Origin of the sequence: Amycolatopsis sp. NPDC058278 (genome assembly GCF_042881395.1) — a bacterium.
Classification (GTDB): Bacteria; Actinomycetota; Actinomycetes; order Mycobacteriales; family Pseudonocardiaceae; genus Amycolatopsis.
In genome coordinates this window covers 1-15,534 of sequence record NZ_JBHVXZ010000176.1, presented here as the reverse complement: position 1 = coordinate 15,534, position 15,534 = coordinate 1, and the positions used below count along the sequence as shown (strand labels likewise).

The window sequence follows — 15,534 nt, the reverse complement described above, 5'->3', positions numbered from 1 at the left end:
CCGAACAATCCGGAAAGGACGAAGTGGATCCGCGATGACGGAACTGCACCCCCGGCGGGCCGCCACCGGGCCGGCGGCCCGCTCCCTCAGCGGGACGCTCCCCGCGCCGCCCGCACGGTCCGCGACGCTGAACTGGCTCGTCAACGGGTTCGTCCAGGACGTCTCGGGCGTCGCGCACGCCGTGCTCGTCTCCGCCGACGGCCTGCTCGTGGCGGCCGACGACACCCTGCCCCGGGAACGCGGTGACCAGCTCGCGGCCATCGCGTCCGGCCTGTCCAGCCTGTCGCTCGGCACCGCCGAGCTGTTCACCGCCGGGCGGGTCGTGCAGTCGGTGATCGAGATGGAACAGGGTTTCCTGCTGCTGATGAGCGTCGGCGACGGCTCGAACCTCGTCGTGCTCGCCTCGACCGGCTGCGACATCGGGCTGGTCGGCTACGAGATGACGATGCTGGTCGAGCGGGTGGGGCAGAAGGTCGACGTGCCCGCGCGCGAGATACCGGTGGCCCAGGACCACCGGTGATCGACGACCCGCCCGGGGACGAGCCGCGCCGCAGCCCGGCGCTGGCCCGCCCCTACGCGTGGACCGAAGGCCGGACGGCCCCGTCCGTCGAAATCGCCGTCGAAGCCCTGGTCGAGACCACCGCCGACGGCCGGGCCGAGGCCGTCTACCAGACGTCGAGCGCGCTGTCGGAAGTGCTCGAGCTGTGCGTCCGGCCGCGGTCGCTGATGGAAATCGCCGCGCTGCTGGGCCTGCCGCTCGGCGTGGTCCGCGTGCTCGTGTCGGACCTGATGCAGGACTACCTGGTGATCGTCCGCGACACGCTGTCGGACACGGCCACCTGGGACGAGCGCCACGACCTGATGGAACGCGTGCTGCACGGGCTGCGCGACCTGTAGAGAGGACTTCGCCATGGAGCATTTCGCGCTGGGGCACTGGCTGCTCGTGCTCGCGTACCTGACGTCGGTGGTCGGCTGCGCGCTCGGGCTGGCGTGCGCGGTCCAAGCCCGCCACGCGGCCGATCCCCGCCACCGCGTGCGGTGGCTGGTGCTGGCCGCCATTTCGATCGGCGGGGTCGGCATCTGGCTGATGCACTTCGTGGCCATGCTCGGCTTCAGCACCCCGGGCATGCCGGTCCGCTACGACATCTTCCGCACGGTCCTGTCGGCGATCCTGTCGGTGGCGGCGGTGTTCGCGGGGCTCGTGGTGGTGGGCGGCCGCGCGAAGTTCGGCTGGTGGCGCCTCGCCCTCGGCGGCGTCCTCACCGGCCTGGCGGTGAATGTCATGCACTACACGGGGATGTCGGCGCTGCGGGTGAAGGGCGACTTCGGCTACGACGGCGGCCTGGTGGTCCTCTCGGTGGTGATCGCGGTGGTGGCGGCGACCGCGGCGCTGTGGTTCGCGGTCTTCCTCGACCGCCTTTCGCTGCGGCTGCTGGCCGGCTTCGTGATGGGCGCGGCGGTGACGGGCATGCACTACACGGGCATGGCGGCGGTCCGGATGACGATGGACCCGAACGCCCCGGACCCGGCGGGCGCGGAGGTGTTCTCCTTCCTGTTCCCGGTGTTCGTGCTGGCGGCGATCGCGATGGCCGTGCCGCTGTGCGCGGTCCTGGTGGCGCCGGCGGTTTCGCCGGAGGCCGCCGGGGCCGAGCCGGCCGCGGGCGACGTCGTCGCGGTGTGAGCCGGCCCGCGGAGCACGTCCGCGGGCCGGCGATCTCACCTCCTCACAGGCTGCACAGCAGCGAGCAGGCCTTGGCCGACGACCAGTCCGTTGTGGACGGCGGCGTCCCCGGCGGGACGTTCACCGGGACGTAGGTCACCTTCGCCTTGTTGGTGATCGGGAACAGGTTCAGCAGTGCGTACGTCGCGCAGTACACCTGCTTCGACTGGCCCGCCGCCAGCGCGAACGGACCCGTCTGGCACGACGGCTCGACGGTGTCCACGACCTGCGCGGACGTGATCCCCACCGGACCTTCGTTCGTCACGGTGATCCGCCAGTACGCCGACGCCGCGAGCACGCCGAGCAGACCGACCGGGGCCTGTTTCGCCCACGGCCCGGCGCCGCCCGGGCCGCACTGGGCCGGGTGGACCGCCGTGCAGATCTCCTTCGCCACGGTCACCTTCGGGGTGCACGACGCGCCCGGGGCGACCGGCAGCGTCACCGTGTTGGAGCTGAACGAACCCGTCGCATCCGTGCCCGTCGCCGTGTTCGCCACCGACGTCACCGCGCAGTCCGGCGAGATGGTCGTGCGGAAGCACAGCTGGGGTGCGTCGCCCGCGAAGTCGACCACCAGCGAACCGCTGAAGCCCGCCGCACTGTGCAGGACCAGTGTCGTCGTCACGGTGATCGACGGGTGCGCCGCCACCGAGACGCCGCTGAGGTCGACCGAGCCGTCCGGGGCGAAGCCCGGGGTCGGCACCACCGCGTTGTCCTGGTCGACGACCGTCACCCGCGACGCCGCGAAGTCGACGTTCGCCGGGTCGACGCCCGTCAGCCGCGCGGTCGTGTAGCCCTGGACGTGGGCACCGCCGTCGCAGTAGAAATCACCCGGACGCAGGGTGACCTGCCCGCCGGAGCGGACACACGGCGTGGCGCCGGTGATCGGGTCCATCGAGAACAGCACGCCCGCGTCGCCCAGGCCGATCAGGCAGCCCGACGGCTGGTCGTACGCGTAGCCGTAGTCCCGCGTGGCGCCCCCGTTCACGGAGGGGTGGGTGATCCGGGCGGGCAGCCCGGCGCACGCCGCTCCCGTCGTCCAGTCGTGGCACACCGCCGCGCCCGCGATCCCCCCGTTCCAGACCGGGAGGTAGCTGCGCAGGTGGCCGCTCGGGTCGGTGACGACCTCCGGGTTGAAGACGTACGTCCCGTTCGGCAGCGCGGCCGCGCCCGGCGGTGCCGGCAGCGCCGAGCCGTCGAGGGCGTAGCACGTCGTGACGTTGGTGCCGCCGGTCGTCGACGAGCACACCCCCACCGGGGCGCCGGTCGTGCCGAACGCCGTGTAGGCGTTGTAGGTGTAGTTGCCCGCCGGTCCGGTCGGCCGCCAGGAAGCCCAGCCGGCGCACGCCGTGGCCGTTGCCGGGTCGAAACAGCCGAGTGACGGCTGCTGCCCGGTGTTGGGGTCCGACGACGACGCGAACACCTTGCCCGCCACGACGTCCAGCGCGCCGTAGACGTACGAGTTCACCCCGATGGGCGGCGCGATCGGCGCGTACGGCTGGCCGCCGCAGGCGCTCTGGGTGGCGATGGTCCAGCAGACCACCGCGCCGCTGCTGATCAGGCCGTAGAGGTTGCCGCCGGTCTCCACGAGCCCGGTGATGCTGCGGACCGCGGGCGATCCGCCGATGGCGGCCAGCGGCCAGTACCCGCAGTTGGCCGAGGCGGCCATGTCGAGGCAGGCGACACCGACGGAAGCCGCCGTGACGGCGGGGTAGTAGACCTTCGCGGGCGCCGCGGGGTCGCGCACGTACTGCTCGACCATGGTGGTGGCGATGTCCCCGGCCCCCAGGGTGCCGAGCGGGCCGGTCGCGGTGTTGAGCACCTTCGGCCACGGGCCGCCCGGGCACCGCGCGCCGGTGGCGAGCTCGGTGCAGACCACCTTCGGCGACGCGGCCCCCAGGTGGTGGTAGATGTTCCAGGCCTGCAGCGCGCCGCTCGGCGTGCGGTAGAGGATCGGCGAGAAGCCGTCGCCGCCGGTCGCGGTGGTCACCGCCTGCACGGGCGGGGTGAGGGCGCCGGTCAGCTGGGTCGCGTCGGGTCCGGCGGCGGGGTTCGTCGCGCGGACGGCGGTGACCCCGGACGCCGGTTCGGCGCCGGCGAACGTGCTGCCGTCGGTGGACCACTCCGGCGTCCAGCCGGGCGGGACGTGCAGCGAGCCGGACTGGTAGGCCTGGCCGGCGCCGACGGCGTCGGTGATGGCGGCGGCGCCGGTCGTGGTCGCGTGGTCTTCGTAGCCGACGACCCAGTTCGCGGTCGCGCCGTGCGCGGCCGGGGATCCGGTGCCCTGCACGGACTTCGTCAGCGCCGAGACCGCCGGTGCGGGGTCGGCGGCCGCGGGCAGCGGGACGGCGGCGGCCGTCGCGAGCACCAGGGGCAGGACCGCCCCCAGCATGCGTCTTCGCATGGTTGGTCCTCGATTCTGGAAAGAGGTGAAATGCGCCGGGAAACGTTTTCCTGGCCGAAGGAAAATCCTATGCCGTTCCGGCAGTGCGGTTGAAGCGCTCTCACCCGGGCGCCGAAAAGGCGATGCGAACAGCGCAATTGCTGGGCCGTCTGCCGTGGTGGGCACCTGCCGTGACGAGCGGGTTTCGGGGTAGCCGTCACTCGAACGCCGTCCGCGTTCACTCTTTCGAGTAACGAGGGTCGGCTAAGAAACGACGTTTTCCGAAGTGTCCGATGATTTATTCACCGGAAGCCCGATCCTGCGGCCCATCATCAGCTGTGAGCGAATTCGCTGGCCCGGTGGTGATCTCGGTGCTTGGGTGTCGGTATGGAGATCTTGGTGCTGGGCGGAACGGCGTGGGTGGCTCGGGAGCTGTCGCGGCGGGCGATCGAACGCGGCCACCGGGTGACCTGCCTCGCGCGCGGCGAGAGCGGAAAAGCCGCGGACGGCGCGACCCTGGTCGTCGCCGACCGGCGCACCCCATCGGCGTACGAGCCCCTCCTCGACCGGGTGTGGGACGCGGTCGTCGAGGTCTCGTGGCAGCCGGGTTTCGTCCGCGGAGCGCTCGACGCACTGGGCGCCAAGGCCGGGCACTGGGTGTACGTCTCGTCCGGCAACGTCTACGCCTCCCACGCCACCCCGGGAGCCGGCGAGTCCGCGGCCTTGCTCGCCCCGACGGACCGGAGCGAGGTCGGCCGCGAGTTGTACGGAGAAGCGAAGGTCGCCTGCGAGCAGGCGTCGGCGGCCGCGGTGGGCGAGCGCCTCCTCGTCGCCCGGGCCGGGCTCATCGGCGGCCCGGGCGATCACACCGGGCGCTCCGGCTACTGGGCCGCCCGCGCGGCCCGCGATCCGCGGGGGCCGATGCTCGTCCCCGGCACCCCGGCCGTGCCCACCCAGGTGGTCGACGTGCGGGACCTCACCGCCTGGCTGCTCGACTGCGCGGAGACCGGCACCACCGGCACCTACAACGCGGTGGGCCCGATCGTTCCGTTCGGCGAGTGGATCGAGCTGTCCCGCGCGGCCGGCGGCCACACCGGCCCGGTGGTCACCGCCGAACCGGCGTGGCTGCGCGCCCACGGCGTGGCCGAGTACATGGGGCCCGAATCCCTGGCGATGTGGCTGGTCGAGCCGGGCTGGGAAGGGTGGTCGGCCCGGGACGGGTCGGCGGCCCGTGCCGCGGGGTTGCGGCACCGGCCCCGGGCGGAGTTGCTGGCGGACACGGTGCGTTGGGAGCGTGAGCAGGGGCTGGACCGGGAGCGGGGTGCGGGTCTGAGTGCGCGGCGTGAGCGGGAGTTGCTCGACGCCCTCGGCTGAAGCCGACCGGCACCGGGGCGCTAACCGGATTCGGCGTCGAAGCGGAGTTTCGACGTGATGCGGTAACGGTCGCCGCGGTAGGCGGAGCGGGTCAGCTCGACGATCCGGCCCGTGGTGTCCCGGGTGAGCCGTTCGATGTGCAGGATCGGGGCGTACACCGCGATTTCGAGGAGCTCGGCCTGGCCGGGGTCGGTGACCGCGGGCTCGATCGTCTGCACCGCGTCCTGCACGGCGATCCCGAAGCGTTCCCGCAGCAGCCGGTAGAAGTTGCCCGCCTCCAGGTCCGCCGGGTGCAGACCGGGGACCAGGGCAGCGGGCAGCGTCAGGCCTTCGATCGCGATCGGTTCGTCGTCGACGTACCGGACCCGGGTGACGCGCAGCACCGGCGTGGCCGGCTCGAGTTCCAGTTCCCCGGCCAGTGACCGCGGGGCCGGGGAAACCGCGAACGCGACCACCCGGCTGGTCCAGTGGCCTTCCGCCGGCGGCACCGCGAGCCCGGTCGCCAGTTCCTGGGTGACCTTGTGCGGGCTGGTGAACGTGCCCCGGCCGCGCTGGCGCACCAGCAGCCCGGTGCGGGTCAGCTCGTCGATGGCGGCGCGGACGGTCGGGCGCGAGACGCCCAGCTCCGCGGCGAGGTCGCGTTCGGAGGCGAGCCCGGTGCCGGGGCCGGCGTTCTCGATCACCTTCAGCAGGTGCCGCCGGACGCGGTCGCGCTTCACGGTGGGCGGCCGGTCCGCCGGCTCGGCACCTTCTTTTCGGGGCTTCCGGGCGGCGGAGCCCCCGGAGGACACAGCGGTCAAGGCACCGTCTTCCCGGATACTCCGTGCGCGCCGGCGAACCGGACGCGCTCCTTCGGCAGGGCGCCCAGCGCCCGCAGCCGGTCGAGGTGCCCGGCCAGGCGCTGGTGGAAATCAGCATAACCGTGGCCCGGCGGCGACCACGCCCGTTCGGCCAGTGCGCACAGCCGCGGGAACGCCAGGTGCCGCACGTGCTCGGGCGTCGGCGCGTGCTCGGTCCACAGCTGGGCCTGGGTGCCCAGCACCCCGGGCGCCGTCCCGTCGCTGACCGGCAGCCCGCCCGCCAGGGGATCGAAGCGGTAGACGTCCTCGAGGGTCGTCACGGGTCCGCGCGGCGGCTCGCCGGGATCCTCGCTCTGCCGGTAGTCGAAGTACGTCGACGTGTGCGGTGCCATGACGACCTGGTGGCCGCGGGCGACGGCGAGCGCGCCGTGGGCGGGGTCGCGCCACGCGGTGACGACCAGGTCCGCGGGCAGCCGTCCCGCGGCGTGGCCGGTCTCGTCCCAGCACACGGCCCGGCGGCCCAGCTCCGCGACGACGTCGTGCAGCCGGCCGAGGAACCACGGGTGGAGTTCGGCGGGGCGCACTCCGAGGCGGGCCGCGGTGGCCCGCGCGTCCGGGCTGGTCTCCCACTGCGTGGTCGGGCATTCGTCGCCGCCGATGTGGAGGTACGGCGAAGGGAACACCCCCGCGACCTGCGTCAGCACGTCCCGGCAGAAGGCGAAGGTCTCGTCGTGGACGCCGAGGATGTCCGGGCTGATGCCCCACTCCGTCCACACCGGCTGTGCCACCGAAGGCCGGTTGCCCAGCGACGGGTAGGCGGCCAGCGCCGCGCGCACGTGCCCGGGCAGCTCGATCTCCGGCACGATCCGCACCCCGCGTTCCGCGGCGAAGGCGACCAGGTCGCGCAGCTCCCGCTGGGTGTAGAAGCCGCCGTGCGGCACGCCGTCGAAGACGCCGCTGCCCGCCGGTCCGACCATCGACTCCGCGCGCCAGGCCCCGACTTCGGTGAGCCGGGGCCACCCGCCGATCTCGATCCGCCAGCCCTGGTCGTCGGTGAGGTGCAGCTGCAGGACGTTGTACTTGTGCAGGGCCAGCAGGTCGACGAACTCGCGCAGGAATGCGAGCGGCAGGAAGTGGCGGGCGACGTCGAGCAGTACCCCGCGCCACGGCAGGCGGGGCGCGTCGCGGATCGTCAGGCACGGCAGCCGCGGGTGCAGCTGGCGGATGGTCTGCACCCCGGCGAGCAGGCCCGCTTCCGTGGACGCGGTGAGGAGCGCGCGGCCGGGGGTGACTTCCAGGGTGTACTCCTCCGGCCCGAGCCCCGGTTTCCGGGCGAGCCGGATGACGGGTCCGCCGGGGACCAGCGGGAGGCCGGTGTACGCGGCGAGCAGCCGGGCCGGGCCGTGGGTGCCGGGGCCCGCCAGGATCCCGGTGGGCACGCAGGAACCGGCGCGGCGGGTCAGCCGCGCGGGGCGGGGGACGAGCATCAGCCCTTCACCGCGCCCGCGGTCATGCCTTCGACCAGGTGGCGCTGCACGAGCGCGAAGAAGACGACGACGGGCAGCGCGAACAGCGTCGACGCGGCGATGAGGCCGCCGTAGTCGGTGCCCGTGCTGGTGCTGAACGAAACCAGCCAGACCGGCAGCGTGTAGCCCGAGCTGTCCTTCATGATCACGTAGGCGAACAGGAAGTCGTTCCACGCGGTGATGAAGGCGAACACGCTGGTCGCGATCAGCCCGGGCAGCACGAGCGGCAGCAGGACCGAACGCATGACCCGCCCGCGCGTCGCGCCGTCGACCATCGCCGCTTCCTCCAGTTCGACCGGGATGCCGTGCAGGAAGCCGCGCAGCGTCCAGATCGTGAACGGCAGCACGAGCGCCACGTAGGTCAGGATCAGCCCGGGCAGCGTGTCGAGCAGGTGCGCGCTCTTGAGGCCGAGGAACAGCGGGATGACCAGCGCGGGCACCGGCACCATCTGGAGCACCAGCACACCGATGAGGAAGCTGCGCCGCCCGAAGAACCGGAAGCGCGTCAACGCCGTCGCGGCCAGGAACGCGACCACGATGGACAGGAGGACGACCGCCACGACGACCACGACGCTGTTGGCCAGGTCCTGGACGAACCCGGGCTTGGCGACCGCGCCGGCGAAGTTGTCCAGCGTGACGTCGACGGGCAGGAACTCGGGGGTGGGGCTGAGGATCTTGCCCGCCGGCTTGAACGCGGTGAGCACCATCCAGTAGACCGGGAAGATCCACACGAGGCAGAACACGGCGGCCGCCGTGTTCCGGCCGAGCCGCCGGATCACAGGTCCTCCCCGGAACGGACGAGCCGCCGCACGTACACGGCGGTCAGGCCGACGAGCAGCGCGACCGAGACGACGGCGATCGCCGCGCCCTGGCCGAAGTCGTTGCGGCTGAAGGCGCGCGTGAAGGTCCAGATGCCGAGCGTCGTCGTGCCGCCGCCCGGGCCGCCCTGGGTGAGGATCCAGATCTGGTTGAACACGGTGAAGTCCCAGATGACCGAGAGGATGGTGACCAGGCCGAGGATCGGCTGCAGGAACGGGACGGTGATCGTGCGGTGCATCCGCCACGCCCCGGCGCCGTCCAGCGCCGCGGCTTCGTAGTAGGACCGCGGGATCTGCGAGAGGCCGGCGTGCAGGGTGAGCGCGGCGAACGGGACCGACTGCCACACGACCAGCAGCCAGACGAGGGTGAACGCCGACGCCGGGGTCGTGGTCCAGTCGTGCTGGGTGAGGTCTCCGAACCCGAGCCGGGTCAGCAGCCAGTTCACCACGCCGTAGCCGGGCTGGAAGAGCCACTGCCAGACCAGGGTGGACGCCACGTTCGGCAGGGCCCACGCCGCGATCAGGCAGAGGGTGACCGCCGTGCGCATCCGGCGGCCCAGGCCTCGCAGCAGCAACGCGACGCCGGACGCGATCACGAGCGTGCCCGCCACCAGCGCGGCGCAGAACCCGAGGCTGCGCCCCAGAACTCCGGCCAGCTGGGGATCGGCGAGGACAGCGGCGTAGTTGTCCCCGCCGGCGAAGCGCGTCGTGCCGGTGAACAGCGACCGCAGCCCGTAGTCCTGCAGCGAAATGACGACCAGCCGGACGAGCGGGTAGCCGAGCACGAGCCCGAGCAGCGCGGCCGCGGGCAGGAGCAGGCCGTAGGGCAGCAGGGATCGGCGGCGGCGGGCCGCCGTTCTTTCCCGGGTGGGCGCCTTTTCGAGCAGCACGAGGACTCCTTCGCGGAACAGGGGCGGGGTGGCTCGGCGGGGACGGCGGTCGGCCGGGCCACCCCGCCGGTCAGCGGGCGCCCAGCGCCTCGGTCAGGTGGGCGTCGAACTCCCGGGCCGCGTCGGCGACCGGCCGGCGCCCGGTGGCGATGTCGGCGAAGAACGTGTTGATGGACTTGTCGCTTTCGATGGTCGCCCAGCCGGGGGCGGCCGGGGTGGCGACGCTGGTCTTCGCCGCGGTGGCGAACGCGACGTTGAGCGGCGGCAGCGTCGGCGTGATCCGGTCGATCAGCTCGGTCGAAATCGGCGTCCAGCCGTCGATGCCGGCGATGGCGTCCCGCTGCACGGCCGGGTCCGTCGCCGCCTTCAGGTAGGCCAGCGCGAGGTCCTGGTTGCGGCTCTTGGCGGCGACGGCGAGGTCCGAGCCGCCGAGGAACACCGGCTGCGTCTTCCCGGGCGTGGCGCTCGGGAACGGGAACGTGCCCAGCCGGTCCTTCAGCTCCGGCTTGTTCTTGAGCACGGTGTTGACGCTCGTGTCGAGGATGGCCGCGGCCCCGCCGGCGGAGAAGATGGCGGCCTGGTCGGGGGCCTTGGTGTCGACGTTGCGGGACGCGGGGGAGGAGTAGGCGTTCTGGAAGTCCTTCCACGCCTGCAGCCCCTTCAGCGCCTCGGGGCTTTCGAGGGCGCCGGTCCACTTCCCGTCCCGCTGCGTGGCCAGCTGCCCGCCGGCGTCCCAGACGAACTGCAGCGCGCCGAACCAGTACCGGCCCGGGAAGTGGAAGGCCGAGTAGTCCGGGGCCGGGTGTTTCGCCTTGATCTTGTCCAGAGCCGCGGTGAACTCCGGGAGTGTCTTCGGCGGGGCGGTGACGCCGGCGTCGGCCCAGACCTGCTTGTCGTAGATCACCGCGCGGTTGCCGGCGAACAGCGGCGCGCCGTAGAGGTGTCCGTCCACAGTGGCCGGTCCGGCCAGGCCGGGCAGCCAGGTCTGGCCCGCGGCGAGCTCGTCGCGGTGCGGGGTGAGGTCGGTCAGCGCGCCGTTGGCGGCGAACAGCGGGACGTCGGTGTTGCCGATTTCGATGACGTCCGGCGTGGTGTCCTGGGCCAGTGCGGTGCTGATCTTCGTGTTGATGTTGTCCCATTCCTGGATCCGCACGGTGACCTTCGCGCCGGTGGCCTTCTCGAACGCGGCGCCGATCGCCGCGGTGGCCTTGTCGCTGAGGTCGCCGTTCATCAGCCAGACGGTCAGCTCGCCGCCGTGGGCGGCGGGAGCGGGGGTGACCGTGTCGCAGGCGGAGGCGGTCACGGCGGTGACGGCCAGGGCGGCGGCGAGGGTGCGTCTGCGCATGGGAGCTCCTGAGCGTCAGCAGTGGCCGAGGTCGCGCCACTGGGCGGTGACGCCGGGCTCCGAACCCTGGGTCCACCAGTTCGCTTGCCAGAGGTGGGCGTTGTGCTTGGCCCGCTGACCTTCCAGGTACACCGTGCCCCAGTCCCATTCCGGTGCCGACGAACAGTTCGCGGGCTGGGACGGGGTGGTCGGAGTGGTGGCCGTCGGCGGCGTGGTGGTGGCCGCCGGTGGGGTGGTCGGCGTGGTACAGCCGTTGACGCTGTCCACATGGGACGTTCCGGCGGAGCGGTACTGCCCGGCCTGCGCGACGGCGTCGGCCGGGGAAACGACCTGGTTGCCCGCGTAGTAGGTCCAGTCGACCTGCTCGGTGTAGGCGCTGGTGCCGCCGCTGTGGCCGGCGGTGTCGATGAACCACATGTTGTAGTTGATCGACATCGGGGTGCGCGGGTACACCGGGTTGCCCTGCGCGTCGGTGGTGTGGTCCGCGGTGAGCACGCCGTCGATGTAGTACTTCACGTGCCCGCCGGAGACCTGGGTGACGATGTCGTGCCAGCCGGCGAGGCTGCGGTTCTGCGCGGTGGACGTGCGCAGCCCGTCCCACGTCGGGTTGTTCCAGTAGGTGTACCAGCTGGTCTGGTAGTTCGCCTGCGAGCCGCCCCAGCCGCCGTTGGGCAGGTACTCGGAGAAGTCGAGTTCGCTGTAGAGCGGGTCGCGGTCGTACCGCAGCGGGGAAATCGTGAAGTAGGTTTCGTTGACGTGGTCGCCGTCGGGGCCGCTGTCCGGCGCGTCGGTGAAGCGGACGCGGCTGGCGTACGTGCCTTCGAAGAACCGCAGCTGGTTCTGGTACAGCTCCGCGTGGGTCGTGCCGGCGGCGCTGCCGTCGGTGGTGGCGGTGAGCTGGGCGACGCGCTCGCCGTTCACGGCCGGGAAGCTGATGTTGCCCGTGAGCCAGCGCGCGCCCGGCACGCCGGGGCTGCCGACGTCGTTGCGGGTCGTCCACCCGGCGCCGCCGAAGGCGCCATCGCCGGGCGAGGAGTAGTGGAAGTCGTCGAAGAGCACACCGCAGCCGGCGGCGGCGGACGCCGGGCTGGCGTCGGCCCCGCCGGAGAGGACAAGGGCGGCCGTGGCCGCGGTGGCGAGGCTCGTCAAGGCTGCGGTGGTGGTCCGGATGCTGCTGCGGGACATGGGTCTCCTCCTGGGGATGGCCTGCCGCGGGGAGCGCCGATTGGTCTAGACGAATCAGGTGGCCAGTACCTTCCTCCCTGACCATTGGTAAAGTCAAGGAGGCGGCAAAACTTACCTTTGGTAATTTCTGTGGCAGTCAGCGCACCCAGTCGCGGTAGGCGCTCATGTCCACGTTGCCGCCGCACACGACGGTCACCACGTGCCGGCCGGCGAAGCGGTCCCGGTCTTCGAGGATCGCCGCGATGCCCAGCGCCGCCGACGGTTCCACGACCAGGCCGGCGTGCTCCAGCAACAGGCGCATGCCCGCGATGATCGACGCCTCCGCGACGAGGACGGTGTCGTCCGCGACGACGAGGAGGTCGGCCAGAACCTCCGGGATCGGCCGCCGCCCGGCGACGCCGTCGGCGATCGTGTTCGTCGGGCCGGTGGTGACGACGCGCCGGGCGTGCCACGAGCGGGTCATCGCCGGAGCGCCCGCCGGCTGGATGCCGATCACTTCGGTGCCGGGGGCCCGGGACCGCACCACGTGCCCCACCCCGGTCGCGAGGGCGCCGCCGCCGAGGGCGATCAGGACGGCGTCGAACGACGGCGCGGCGTCCACCAGTTCCAGGCCGATGGTCGCCGCGCCCTCGCAGGTTTCGAGGTCCAGGCTGTCTTCGACCAGCCGGATGCCGTCGTGCCGGGCGATGGCGGCCGCGCGCTCGCGGGCCGATTCGTGGTCGCCGTCCACCAGTTCGAGCCGGGCGCCCAGCGCGCGGATGCGCTCGAGCTTGGCCGCCGTCGCGTGGCGGGAGGCGACGACGGTGACCTCGAGCCCCCGCCCGCGCCCGGACCACGCGAGGGCTTGGCCGAGATTGCCCGCACTGGCGCACACCACCGCCCCGGCGAGCCCGCTGGCGACCACTTCGGTGCCTCGGCCCTTGAAGCTCCGCACCGGATTCGCCGTCTCGAGCTTGATGCTCACCGAACACCCGAGAACCGGTTCCAGCGCTTCGCACGGGTACAGCGGCGTGTCCAGGAAGACCGGGTCGATCACCTGGCGGGCCGCCTGGATCCGGGCGAGGTCGAGGCGCGTTTCCGGCACGGCGGAAGCCTAGTGTGCGGGCTGGAACAGCTCCACGAGGTTTCCGGCCGGGTCCGCCAGGAGGATCTGGCGTCCGCCGGGGCCGGACACCACTTCGGTGCGGAACGCCACTCCGGCGTCGGTCAGCCGGGCGATCTCGGCGTCGAGGTCCGCGACGATCAGGTGGATGCGGTTCCGGCCGGCGGCGGCGGAGTCCGCGGGGGTGGCGCGGGCGCCGGAACTCGCCGGGCCGGAAAGCAGCAGCCGCAGCGGACCGCGGGTGACGTCGGCGAACGCCGGCGCCGCGCTCATCCGCACCGTGAAGCCCAGGTGCGTGGTGTAGAACCCGATGGCCGCCGGGACGTCGTCCACGACGTACCGGACACTCGCGTACTGCTCGCTCATGGCCGGACCTCCTTGTCCTGGTTGGCAACGAGTTCCGGCAGCAGGTGCCGGACGCGTGTGTCGAGCTCCGCCGCCGTGTGCGCGAAGGAGCCGGGATCCGCCGCCGGGTCCGGGATGCTCCAGTGGCGGCGCCGTGGGTGGTGCGGGAACTCGGGGCAGACCTCGCGGACCTTGTCGCACACGGTGATGACGTGGTCGAACCGCTGCCCGGCGACCGTGTCCAGGTGCCGCGGCCGCTGCCCGCGGACGTCGATGCCGAACTCCCCGAGCGCCCGGATCACGCCGGGGTGCAGGGCGGCCTTCGGGTGGCTGCCCGCGCTGGTCACCGTCACCTCTCCGGCGGCTCGACGGCGTAGCAGGGCTTCGGCGATCGGGGACCGGGCGCTGTTGCCGGTGCAGAGGAACAGCACCGCCACCCGCCCCGGCGGCGGGACCTCCGGGCGCAGCGCGGGATGCAGGGTGGGATCGAGGGTGGGATGCAGGGCCGCACCGGTCTCGGCGAGCGCGCCCGCACAGCGGTCGAGATCGAGGTGGTAGTAGCTGTCCCGGCCGTCGAAGCTGCTGCGTGTGGCGGTGACGAGCCCGCCGCCGCGCAGCAGCCGCAGGTGGTAGGAGACCAGGTTCTGCGGCTCGCCGACGCGCTCCACCAGCTCCCGGACCCGCAGGTCGCCGCCGGCGAGCGCGGTCAGCAGCGCCCACCGCAGCGGGTGGGCGGCGAGACGGACGAACACGGGCGGCTCGGAGGCCATCCCCGGACAATACATCAAATGGGTTTGATGGAAAAGGCCGTCATGATGGGGGTGCGAGCCGAGCGAGAGGACAGCGGATGGACGGGCTGACCGAGGAGGAGGCCGCGATCGTCGCGGTGGTGCGGGACTTCGTCGACCACGACGTCCGGCCGGTGGTGCGGGAACTGGAGCACACCGACACCTATCCGGAAGCGCTCATCGAGCGGATGAAGGAACTCGGCGTCTTCGGGCTCGCCGTTCCCGAGCCCTGGGGCGGCACGCCGGTCTCGGCCCGGTGCTACGCCGAGGTCACCGAGGAACTGGCGTGCGGGTGGATGAGCCTCGCCGGCGCGATGGGCGGCCACACCGTCGTCGCGAAGCTGATCGTCACGTACGGCACTCCAGAACAGCAGGAGCGCTACCTGCCGCGGATGGCCACCGGCGAGGTCCGCGCGACGATGGCGCTGACCGAGCCCGGCGGCGGTTCCGACCTGCAGGCCCTGCGCACCACCGCCCGCCGTGACGGGGAGTCCTACGTGGTCGACGGCGCGAAGACCTGGATCACCAACGCCCGCCGCTCGCAGCTGGTTGCCCTGCTGTGCAAGACCGACCCGCACGCCGAGCCCGCACACGCGGGCATCAGCATCCTCCTGGCCGAGAAGGGCCCGGGCTTCCACGTCTCACATGATCTCCCGAAACTGGGGTACAAGGGCGTCGAAAGCTGCGAGCTGTCCTTTTCGGACTTCCGGGTCCCGGCCACCGCGCTGCTGGGCGGGGAAGAGGGCCGGGGGTTCGCGCAGATGATGCGCGGGCTGGAGATCGGCCGCATCCAGGTCGCCGCCCGCGCCCTCGGCGTCGGCCGGGCCGCGCTGGCGGATTCGCTGCGGTACGCCCAGGAACGCGAGACGTTCGGCAAGCCGATCTGGCAGCACCAGTCGGTCGGCAACCTCCTCGCCGACATGGCCACCAAGCTGGAGGCGGCCCGCCAGCTGGTGCACCACGCCGCCCGCCGCTACGACTCCGGTGAGCGCGCGGACCTCGAGGCGGGCATGGCGAAGCTGTTCGCTTCCGAGACGGCGATGGAGATCGCCCTGAACGCGGTCCGCGTCCACGGCGGCTACGGCTATTCCACGGAGTTCGACGGCGAACGGTACTTCCGCGACGCGCCGCTGATGATCGTCGGCGAGGGCACCAACGAAATCCAGCGCTCGGTGATCACCCGGCAGCTGATCCGGCGCCACCGCCTCGGCTGAGGCGGGGCGAGCGTGGTTGGGGGGGGGCAACGGAGGTGGGGGGGGAT

The 15,534-nt window shown here is 72.4% G+C and carries 15 protein-coding genes; 5 read left to right on the top strand and 10 right to left on the bottom strand.

Annotated elements, in window-relative coordinates; genetic code table 11:
* Positions 1-34 precede the first annotated feature (34 nt).
* Genes ACFVYA_RS46100 through ACFVYA_RS46090 form a run of 3 tightly spaced genes read left to right on the top strand, consistent with a single transcriptional unit; the run spans position 35 to position 1,681 of the window.
* Positions 35-520 (top strand): roadblock/LC7 domain-containing protein, encoded by a 486-nt coding sequence (locus ACFVYA_RS46100; RefSeq protein WP_285990569.1) that lies wholly within the window; start codon positions 35-37, stop codon positions 518-520.
* Complete coding sequence (locus tag ACFVYA_RS46095; RefSeq protein WP_387054432.1) at positions 517-897, top strand: DUF742 domain-containing protein; 381 nt, start codon at positions 517-519, stop codon at positions 895-897. The genes ACFVYA_RS46100 and ACFVYA_RS46095 overlap by 4 nt, the downstream gene beginning before the upstream one ends.
* A 13-nt stretch (positions 898-910) precedes the next feature.
* A complete protein-coding gene (locus tag ACFVYA_RS46090; RefSeq protein WP_387054430.1) occupies positions 911-1,681 on the top strand; it encodes an MHYT domain-containing protein in 771 nt (256 codons plus the stop codon).
* A gap of 43 nt (positions 1,682-1,724) precedes the next feature.
* On the opposite strand, the gene ACFVYA_RS46085 is transcribed toward ACFVYA_RS46090, so the two are convergent.
* On the bottom strand, positions 1,725-4,121 hold the full coding sequence (locus tag ACFVYA_RS46085) for a hypothetical protein (RefSeq protein WP_387054429.1): 2,397 nt from the start codon (positions 4,119-4,121) through the stop codon (positions 1,725-1,727).
* Between the two features lie 366 nt (positions 4,122-4,487).
* On the opposite strand from ACFVYA_RS46085, the gene ACFVYA_RS46080 reads away from it, so the two are divergent.
* Positions 4,488-5,474: an NAD-dependent epimerase/dehydratase family protein gene (locus tag ACFVYA_RS46080; RefSeq protein ID WP_387054427.1), complete on the top strand. Its 987-nt coding sequence runs from the start codon at positions 4,488-4,490 to the stop codon at positions 5,472-5,474.
* A gap of 20 nt (positions 5,475-5,494) precedes the next feature.
* Here the strand turns inward: ACFVYA_RS46080 and ACFVYA_RS46075 are convergent, their stop codons facing one another.
* The 9 genes from ACFVYA_RS46075 to ACFVYA_RS46035 all read right to left on the bottom strand — a co-directional run bounded on the left by ACFVYA_RS46075 (position 5,495) and on the right by ACFVYA_RS46035 (position 14,255).
* Entirely contained in the window at positions 5,495-6,193 is a 699-nt protein-coding gene (locus ACFVYA_RS46075; protein ID WP_285990574.1) for a GntR family transcriptional regulator, read from the bottom strand.
* A 77-nt stretch (positions 6,194-6,270) separates the two neighbouring features.
* On the bottom strand, positions 6,271-7,761 hold the full coding sequence (locus ACFVYA_RS46070; RefSeq protein WP_387054424.1) for a beta-N-acetylhexosaminidase: 1,491 nt from the start codon (positions 7,759-7,761) through the stop codon (positions 6,271-6,273).
* Positions 7,761-8,579: a carbohydrate ABC transporter permease gene (locus tag ACFVYA_RS46065; RefSeq protein ID WP_285990576.1), complete on the bottom strand. Its 819-nt coding sequence runs from the start codon at positions 8,577-8,579 to the stop codon at positions 7,761-7,763. Before ACFVYA_RS46065 ends, ACFVYA_RS46070 begins: the two co-directional genes overlap by 1 nt.
* Positions 8,576-9,508: a carbohydrate ABC transporter permease gene (locus tag ACFVYA_RS46060; RefSeq protein WP_387054421.1), complete on the bottom strand. Its 933-nt coding sequence runs from the start codon at positions 9,506-9,508 to the stop codon at positions 8,576-8,578. Before ACFVYA_RS46060 ends, ACFVYA_RS46065 begins: the two co-directional genes overlap by 4 nt.
* Positions 9,509-9,578: 70 nt before the next feature.
* The gene (locus ACFVYA_RS46055; protein ID WP_387054420.1) at positions 9,579-10,853 is read right to left on the bottom strand and encodes an extracellular solute-binding protein; all 1,275 of its coding nucleotides are present in this window, start codon (positions 10,851-10,853) and stop codon (positions 9,579-9,581) included.
* A 15-nt stretch (positions 10,854-10,868) separates the two neighbouring features.
* The gene (locus ACFVYA_RS46050; protein WP_387054418.1) at positions 10,869-12,038 is read right to left on the bottom strand and encodes a glycosyl hydrolase; all 1,170 of its coding nucleotides are present in this window, start codon (positions 12,036-12,038) and stop codon (positions 10,869-10,871) included.
* A gap of 136 nt (positions 12,039-12,174) precedes the next feature.
* Positions 12,175-13,122 (bottom strand): threonine/serine dehydratase, encoded by a 948-nt coding sequence (locus ACFVYA_RS46045; RefSeq protein WP_387054416.1) that lies wholly within the window; start codon positions 13,120-13,122, stop codon positions 12,175-12,177.
* Between the two features lie 9 nt (positions 13,123-13,131).
* On the bottom strand, positions 13,132-13,506 hold the full coding sequence (locus ACFVYA_RS46040) for a VOC family protein (protein WP_387054414.1): 375 nt from the start codon (positions 13,504-13,506) through the stop codon (positions 13,132-13,134).
* Positions 13,503-14,255, bottom strand: coding sequence for an ArsR family transcriptional regulator (locus tag ACFVYA_RS46035; protein ID WP_387054412.1), 753 nt, complete (start codon positions 14,253-14,255; stop codon positions 13,503-13,505). The genes ACFVYA_RS46040 and ACFVYA_RS46035 overlap by 4 nt, the downstream gene beginning before the upstream one ends.
* Positions 14,256-14,332: 77 nt before the next feature.
* On the opposite strand from ACFVYA_RS46035, the gene ACFVYA_RS46030 reads away from it, so the two are divergent.
* Complete coding sequence (locus ACFVYA_RS46030) at positions 14,333-15,487, top strand: acyl-CoA dehydrogenase family protein (protein ID WP_387054410.1); 1,155 nt, start codon at positions 14,333-14,335, stop codon at positions 15,485-15,487.
* The last annotated feature ends 47 nt before the right edge of the window (positions 15,488-15,534 follow it).